Here is a 7996-nt window from a genome sequence, read left to right as displayed (position 1 = left end):
ACTCCATGTGGAACAACAACGAAACACTCACCGACCAAGACGCCGCCTGGATGAACCAAATGCACGACTCGATCTGGAACGACGGTCAAACGATCGTGCCAGACGGTTTGGGGCCGATGGGGTCCGGGGGCGGGATGGGGTTCGGTCGATAACGATCGCATCCCCCTACCATCCGTGACCGATATGTCACGACGAGTACTGATCATCGATGACGAGCAGGACCTCCGAACCATGCTGTCGAGCTACCTGAAAGCCGACGGGTTCGAGGTCCTGGAGGCTGCAGCGGGGATCGACGGCCTCAGCCTGGCAGCCGGCAAGGAACCCGACCTGGTCGTGCTCGACGTCGGCTTGCCGGACATCGATGGTTTCGAAGTCCTGCGCCGGCTGCGGGCATTATCAGCGGTGCCGGTGATCATGCTCACCGCGCGGTCTGAGGAGGTTGATCGCGTGGTCGGTCTCACCGTTGGAGCCGACGACTACGTGACCAAGCCGTTTTCTCCCCGGGAACTCGTCGCCCGGATCGGGGCAGTTCTGAGACGCGCAACTGCCGTCCAGGATTCCCGCTCCTCAGAGGTGCTGCAGTTCGAAGGACTGGTCATTGACCTCGGGACCCGTGAGATCCACCTTGACGGGCGGTTGCTCGACCTCAGTGCCCTCGAATTCGATCTGCTGATCGCGCTGGCCCAGGCTCCCCGGCGTGTCTTCTCCCGTGACCAACTCATGGAACGGGTATGGGGATGGGACTATGTGGGCGTCGATCGGGTGGTTGACGTCCACATCTCCAATCTCCGCAAAGTGCTAGACGACGACCCACTCGAACCGCGTTTCATCGCCACGGCCCGCGGAGTCGGCTACAAATTCATCGGGGTGGAATCGTGACCAGGCATTTCGGAAGCCTGTGGTCACGCATGCTGACCGCCCAGATCCTCGTCCTCTTGGTGGGCGCCGCAACGCTCGTGGCGATTTCCGAGCTGCTGGCCCCGTCGTTCTTCGAGAGCGACGTCGAACTCATGAACGCGATGATGACGGGCACCAACATGATGATGGACGGCAGCATGATGGGTGATTCGTCGGCGGGCTTCCTCACACCGGCAATCGATATTGGCCTTCAGCAGGCGTTCGACAGCTCCCTTCGACGAGCCCTGCTCATCTCGCTGGCGATCGCCGCACTTGCAGCCACTGTTGTGAGTGGATTCGTAACCCGGCGAATTCTCTCACCCCTTCAAACGGTTCGAGACACCACGCGCAGGCTGGCAGCCGGCGCCTACGCGGAGAGGATCGAACCGCCCGCCGAAAGAGAGCTCGCAGCCCTGGCCGAGGATGTCAACGCACTCGCGGAATCATTGGACTCGACCGAGCGACGGAGGATCCGGATGATCTCTGAGATATCCCACGAGCTGCGGACGCCGCTCACCACCATCGAAGGGTACCTCGAAGGCATGCTCGACGGGGTGTTCGAGCCGACCGATGAAATCCTGGCCGCATCCGGCCGGGAGCTGCGCAGGCTCACCCGACTGGCGGACGATTTGAGCGCCGTTTCGAGGGCCGAGGAAGGCAACCAGCCTCTCGACCTCCAGAATCTGGATCTGACCGACCTCGCCCATGAGGTCGGAAGCCACTTACGGGTGCAGTTCGACGCCAAGGGTGTGGCGTTGATGATCGAGGACACTCGACAAGCCACCCCCGTCTTCGCCGACAGGGACAGGATCTCGCAGGTGCTCACCAACGTGATCGGCAACGCGCTCACTTACACCAGTCCCGGCGGCAAGGTTTCGATCTCCGTGCACGCCGAGGACGGCGAGGCTGTTGTCGAGGTTACCGACACAGGAAGGGGCCTCGGGCGAGAAGAAGAAGCCGCCGTATTCGAGCGGTTCTATCGGGGCCACCAAGGCGAACCCGGCGGCAGCGGCATCGGGCTCACCATCGCCCGTGCTATCGCCAGACGCCACGGCGGGGACATCAGCGCTCAATCACCGGGTCTTGGACATGGTTCGACTTTTGTGCTGCGGATTCCGTCGATATGAGATCGTGTGACGGAACCGGCATTGGGACCTTTCGCGAGGCGTTGGGACTTCTGGCTCCACCAGTATCCATCAGTTTGTCTGATAATTACAGATCAAGATCACTAATGAACGAGAGGAACACGTGAGCAAGCAATCGGATCGACGACCGAGCCGGAAGACGGTTCGCTCCCGCACCCTGCTCTTCACCGGAGCTTCAATCGCGGCCCTCGCAATCGTTTCCATCATCGCGTCCGGAAACGAGCCCGATCAGTCGCAGGAGGCCATCGATACGACTGGGACGCCGGCACTCACCGTCGATTCCGACTACGTCGACTTTGGTGACGTGCCGTTCAACCAGATGGTCGAGGCTGTCTTCGAAGTGACGAACTCAGGCGACGCGGCGCTTCTCTTTGCGGAGATGCCCTTCGTCGAACTCAAGGATGGGTGTTGACCGCCCACACCGACCATCGGTTCGATGGTCCTCAACCCCGGAGAGTCAACAAAAGTCGTAGTCGCTTTCACAATGCACGCCGGCATGGACGGACCTCACGACTTTCGACTTCACTTACCGACCAACGACCCGGCCAATCCAGACCGCCAGATCACCATTCTCTCGAACTGGGTGCAATGAACATGGGCGCCGGGACACCGTTCCCTCTGAGCCTGGAGCCCGGACGATGACAGGGAGGTTTGGCACTATGCCCGCCACGAGGAGTATCTCTCTGATAGGGGCGCTGATGATCGTCGCCTCAGGTTTGGCTGTTTCCGCCTGCGGAGAGAGCCACGACATGGACCTGGCCGACCAGTCGATGCTGCCCGAGTTTGCCCGATCCGCTCCGAGCACAGTGCAAGAGGCATACCTCTTCGCCGTCGCCCATCCAGATGATCTCTCCCACCAACCCTGCTACTGCGGCTGCGGGTCTATGGGCCATACAAGCAATCTCGATTGCTTCATCGCAGACATCGCCGTCGACGGCACCATCACCTTCGATACGCACGCGACGGGGTGCGGCATCTGCGTGGACATCGCACAGGACACGATGCGAATGACGAGAGACGGCAAGGCCCCGGCTGAAATCCGGCAGTACGTGGACGGGCGCTACGGCAAGTTTGGCCCTGCGACGCCGACTCCGCTCCCCCCGGCGTAGATCCAGTCGCCGCATGCAGACCTCGAAACGTCCGGTCATCGCACGGAGGTCCGTCCTCCTGCTGCTTGTCCTAGCGGCGTTGTTGGTCCCCGTCCCCGCCTTCCACGCCCCACAGACCCACCGCATTTCAATCGATGCGTCCCAGTTCGAATACTCCCCGGGTCGCCTCACAGTCAATCGTGGTGACACATTGCAGGTGACGCTGACGGCTTCTGATGTCGTCCACGGCTTTTTCCTCGATGGTTACGAGATCGATGCCAGAGTCGAACCGGGCATCTCGCAGCAGTTCACGGTTTCGGCGGACCGGTCCGGCAAGTTCAACTACCGCTGCTCCGTATCCTGCGGCCCACTGCACCCGTTCATGATCGGTGAACTGGTCGTCGGCCCGAATGAGCCTCTGTGGCGGGCGAGCGCCATCGCCGTCATTGCGGCGGCGGCGATGTTGATCGGCGCCGGGACCCGGCGGTCGGCGTGAAGACGCTCGTGCGCAAGCCCCCGGCAGATGAGCGCCGACTCGATGTGCTCGGCCGGATGCCTCGGCTCAGGCGAGTAGTCATGTCCCGCTCCTTCCAACCGGTGTCGATGCTGCTGCTGCTGGCTCCATTCGCGCTGGCGATCGTCGCCGGCCTGCTGGGCACATCGGCCGGGAATCGCAACTTCGGCATCGTGTTCGTATGGATCGTGTGGTGGGCGGTGCTGATGGTGCTGATGGTCCCGGGTTTTGGTCGCATATGGTGCACCATCTGCCCGATCCCTGCGCCGGGTGAGTGGATACAGCGGCGCGGCATCATCGGCGGAGGGGGGAAGCTGCGCACCCTGGGGCTCCGCTGGCCCCGCCGGCTTCGCAACATGTGGATTCAGAATGTGGGGTTCTTGATCCTCGCTCTGTTTTCGATGATCATCCTCACCCGTCCGACCGTGTCCGCAGGCGTGATACTCGGATTGGCCGGAGTTGCCGTGAGCATGAGTTTGCTCTTCGAGAACCGTGTGTTCTGCAAGTACGTGTGCCCGATCGGTGGGTTCATCGGGCTCTACTCGATGGCTGCCCCCATCGAACTGAGGGTCCGCGACACACAGGTGTGCGTGGACCACCGTTCGAAGGACTGCATCACCGGCAACGAGCGCGGCTATGGCTGTCCGTGGATGGTCTACCCAGGGAAACTCGACCGCAACCTCGATTGTGGTTTCTGTACCGAGTGTCTGAAAACGTGCACGATGGACAACGTCGTGATCAACCTGCGCCGTCCGGGTGCCGATCTCGCCAAACCGGGAGGCGGCAAGCAGATCGACGAGGCGTACAAGGCACTCATCATGCTGGCGTGCTCCATCATCTATCCGGCGGTGTTGTTCGGGCCGTGGGCGACGGTCAGGGGGTGGGCATCGGTCGAATCGCTCTGGGGATGGGCCATCTATGCGACCGCTTTCCTCTCTGCAACGCTGCTCTTCGTTCCAGGGGTCTTCTGGCTGACCGTCTTTGCCGCGCAAAGACGGTCAGCCACCGGCGTGACCATCCGTCAGGCATATCGCGAATATGCCCACTCTCTCATACCGCTGGGCCTGGCGGCCTGGATGGCCTTCAGCGTCGGTTTCGCCCTGACCAACGGCAGCTACGCGCTGGCCGCCGTCTCGGACCCTCTCGGCTGGGGATGGAACCTCTTCGGAACGAGCGAGACCGGATGGACTCCGTACCTCTCCGGCACTGCACCGGCCATCCAAGCCGCCATTCTCGTTGGCGGACTTCTATTCAGTATCCGCACGACCCTGCGAGTCGGTTTCCGTCACGACCCCTCCGGCACTACCGCCACCCGGGCAGCCGTTCCCGTCGTCGCGTTCTTGCTGGCGTCCACCCTCGCCCTCCTCTGGCTCTACCTCGGATGACCAACGGGCGGGGCAACCGGACGGCCATTGTCACGCTGATTGCCATCCTGGTCGGTATCCCCCTCACGATCGTTGGATACCAGTACGGACTTCGCCCGGTGTTCGCCGATCATCGCATCATCGACATCACCGCCCGCGTTCCGGAGAATGGTGGGTTCCAACCGGACCTGGTGCGGATGGAGGTCGGGGAAACGGTCACACTGCGATTCGCAGCCGACGACGTCGTCCATGGAATCGCCATCGGACCCGGCCTCGGGGTCGACATCGGCCAGGTAGACCCCGGTCACGTCGGGGAGATAACGCTTACGGTCGATTCGCCCGGGATCTATACGTACTACTGCAACACTTGGTGCAGTCCTAGCCACTGGAGGATGCGCGGCGTCCTCGAGGTGGTCGACCCCGATGCTGCGAGTCCGCTGTCGTCACCCCCCGACCCGATCATCGAGGCATTGGTGGCAGCCGGGATCGATATCGACGCCGACCCTCAGACCGTGGACGGAATCGTCCCGGACCGTGCACGCGGGCAAGCGAGTGTCGGGTCGGTCGAGGTACCGGCCGAACTTCTCGAACCAGATTGGCGGCTGCAGCACACGCCCGAGGGTGGTCTCGGACTGCTTCGCGCCGCCAACCGCGACACACCGGATGATCTCCTGATCGACGTCGTCGCCTACCTGTGGTCGAATACCGTTCCAACGGAACAGGCAGTCGAGTTGTTCGCGAAGAACTGCGCGGCCTGCCACGGAGAGCGCGGCGGCGGAGATGGACCGGTGGCCGAATCGACGATAGATCCGCCCGTCGCGTTCGCCGAAGCCGCCTGGCTGCGCCGGGGCGACATCTGGTACGCCAAGATCCGCCGGGGAGGGATGGGCACCGACATGCCCAATTTCGGGACGCTGTTCACCGTCGAGGAGACCCGCAGTCTGGTTGATTACCTGTGGTTCCTGTCGTTCGCCGGCCCTTAGCGCCGGGTCCCCGACTCATGTACCCGGCGTGGAAAGGTTCCTTTCGAATGCGTCCATCGCCGGCTCAACCCGCCCGATGATCTGCGAGTTTCCAATTCGTGTCGAACAATCCCCACATTGGCCCGCAACCGCGTCCCCGAACACGTAGGGTGAGGAGCAATGGTGTGGGAGGCGCCGGTACGCCGGTGCCAAGGAGGTGAACGAGGTGCGACGTTTCGACGTGGCGGCGTCTACGGGTGTGGTGGTTCTGATCATGTCGGCTGCCTGTGCCGCAGAGCCCACGCCCCTGACGGTGGCTCCCGTTTCAGAGTCGGTCCGCCTGGCGGCCAGCCAACCGACAGCATCGACGGTCATGGCACTCCCGGAGGTCGAGGCACCCCGAACTGAGTACGAGACGCTCGACTACGACCGCTTCAGCGATCCCACCGTGATCGACAACCCCTTCCTGCCGTTCAAACCATGGACCAAGCTCGTCTACAAGGGATTCACGAACAAGTTCGAAATGATCGAGCATCGGGTCGTCTACACGGCAACGGACATGACCAAGGTCATCGACGGAATCGAAACGCTCGTGGTTTGGGCCCGTGACTACAGCGCCGGCGAACTCGCCGAAACCGAGTTGGCCTTCTTCGCCCAGGACGATGACGGCAACGTGTGGCGAATGGGAGAGCATCCCGAAGAATACGACGCGGGCGCGCTCGTCGATGCGCCGACCTGGATATCCGGCATCGCCGGAGCACGCGCCGGAATCGCCATGCGCGGCGATCCGCAGGTGGGATCGACCAGCTATTCCCAGGGATGGGGGCCGGCCGTCGAGTTTATCGACAGGGCAATAGTGGGCCGGTTCAGTGCAAGCGTCTGCGTCGCAACCGGATGCTACGAGGATGTTCTGATCATCGACGAGTTCAACGTCGAGGAACCGGGGGCCTTTCAGCACAAGTACTTCGCTGCCGGTGTTGGCAACATCAAGGTCGATTGGAGTGGCACCGACGAGGGCCGGGAGGAATTGGAGCTCGTCTCGGTAGTGACGCTGAGCGGCGCCGACCGAACGGTGGCGCGGGAGGCGGTCCTCGATCTGGAAGCCCATGGGTACGAGATCAGTCCGGACGTCTACGGATTGACGGACCCGATCAGCGGGTGACGGGCTCGCCTCACGGCACCAGGTCGTACCCGTACGCAACGAGCAGAAGGGATTGATCCTGAACGAGGCCGATGCCGGGTGCATACGTCTTGAACTCCCGTTCACCCGGCTTCAGCGCCGATCCTTCCTGGGTACGCAGGCAGTCGGAGAACGTGCCCGCCGGCGTCTCGAGCGTGTGCGTGAGGCTCACGACCTCGGCCCGATCCATAGCCACCTCGGGAGCCACCTCCTGGAAGTAGCGCATGCCGATTCTGGGTTGCGCCGGCATGATGAGCCCGGCCCCGGCCCCGGCCTCGCCCGCTAACCACGCTCCGGTATGGTTCACGACCTCCCCGCTTGCGTAGTCGTCCACCTCCTCCCCGAAGTAGAAGACGTCACCGGTTGCCGCACAGGTGGCGAAGAAGTTACGAGAAACCTCGATGAGGGAGTCGCCCCTCCACTCGCGTTCCTCCACGATCCGGGTTTCGACTCCGTCGATTGTCGCGGTCTCATCGAGAACGGTGATCACCAGGCGTTCGGCTGCACTCTCGAGCACCAGCTGAAAACCTGGCTCGAGGATGAAGTAATCATTTCCGCCGACGGTTGCGAGATCGCATTGGTCGAGGCCGAACTCGCTCTGCCACGCCGTATCCTCCACCGTCCCGGCCGTCGAACCCGGTGAGACGGCGATGCCCGATGTCGCGTCGGTGCTCGGCATGACGACGGTGCTCGATATGGCAGCCGTGCTCGAGGTGGCGGCGGTGCTGCACCCGACGCCCAGGAGAACGACGGCCACAACCAGCGAATAGGGCGCTTCGGAATTGAGCGGGGTGTAGGGGTTCCCGGTTGATTAGGAGGGCTCTGCCAATCTGATGGTTACTACGC

General features: G+C 62.7%; 9 protein-coding genes. 8 read left to right on the top strand and 1 reads right to left on the bottom strand.

Annotated features, from left to right (window positions below; translation table 11 throughout):
• The first annotated feature begins 183 nt into the window (after positions 1 to 183).
• The 8 genes from P1T08_17680 (at position 184) to P1T08_17645 (ending at position 7132) form a co-directional block, all read left to right on the top strand.
• The gene (locus P1T08_17680; GenBank protein ID MDF1597914.1) at positions 184 to 879 is read left to right on the top strand and encodes a response regulator transcription factor; all 696 of its coding nucleotides are present in this window, start codon (positions 184 to 186) and stop codon (positions 877 to 879) included.
• Positions 876 to 2024, top strand: coding sequence for an ATP-binding protein (locus tag P1T08_17675; GenBank protein MDF1597913.1), 1149 nt, complete (start codon positions 876 to 878; stop codon positions 2022 to 2024). Before P1T08_17680 ends, P1T08_17675 begins: the two co-directional genes overlap by 4 nt.
• Before the next feature lie 121 nt (positions 2025 to 2145).
• Positions 2146 to 2454 (top strand): hypothetical protein, encoded by a 309-nt coding sequence (locus P1T08_17670; protein MDF1597912.1) that lies wholly within the window; start codon positions 2146 to 2148, stop codon positions 2452 to 2454.
• Positions 2455 to 2701: 247 nt separating this feature from the next.
• Entirely contained in the window at positions 2702 to 3151 is a 450-nt protein-coding gene (locus P1T08_17665; GenBank protein ID MDF1597911.1) for a PCYCGC motif-containing (lipo)protein, read from the top strand.
• A 13-nt stretch (positions 3152 to 3164) separates the two neighbouring features.
• The gene (locus P1T08_17660) at positions 3165 to 3626 is read left to right on the top strand and encodes a cupredoxin domain-containing protein (protein ID MDF1597910.1); all 462 of its coding nucleotides are present in this window, start codon (positions 3165 to 3167) and stop codon (positions 3624 to 3626) included.
• The gene (locus tag P1T08_17655) at positions 3551 to 5029 is read left to right on the top strand and encodes a 4Fe-4S binding protein (protein ID MDF1597909.1); all 1479 of its coding nucleotides are present in this window, start codon (positions 3551 to 3553) and stop codon (positions 5027 to 5029) included. Before P1T08_17660 ends, P1T08_17655 begins: the two co-directional genes overlap by 76 nt.
• On the top strand, positions 5026 to 5991 hold the full coding sequence (locus tag P1T08_17650; protein ID MDF1597908.1) for a c-type cytochrome: 966 nt from the start codon (positions 5026 to 5028) through the stop codon (positions 5989 to 5991). Before P1T08_17655 ends, P1T08_17650 begins: the two co-directional genes overlap by 4 nt.
• A 205-nt stretch (positions 5992 to 6196) precedes the next feature.
• Positions 6197 to 7132 (top strand): hypothetical protein, encoded by a 936-nt coding sequence (locus P1T08_17645; GenBank protein ID MDF1597907.1) that lies wholly within the window; start codon positions 6197 to 6199, stop codon positions 7130 to 7132.
• Between the two features lie 10 nt (positions 7133 to 7142).
• On the opposite strand, the gene P1T08_17640 is transcribed toward P1T08_17645, so the two are convergent.
• Complete coding sequence (locus P1T08_17640; GenBank protein ID MDF1597906.1) at positions 7143 to 7829, bottom strand: hypothetical protein; 687 nt, start codon at positions 7827 to 7829, stop codon at positions 7143 to 7145.
• Positions 7830 to 7996: the final 167 nt, after the last annotated feature.

Source organism: Acidimicrobiia bacterium (assembly GCA_029210695.1).
Taxonomy (GTDB): Bacteria; Actinomycetota; Acidimicrobiia; order Spongiisociales; family JAHEDJ01; genus JAHEDJ01.
The sequence above is the reverse complement of the archived record's forward strand: the minus strand, read 5'-3'. Positions and strand labels throughout refer to the sequence as shown.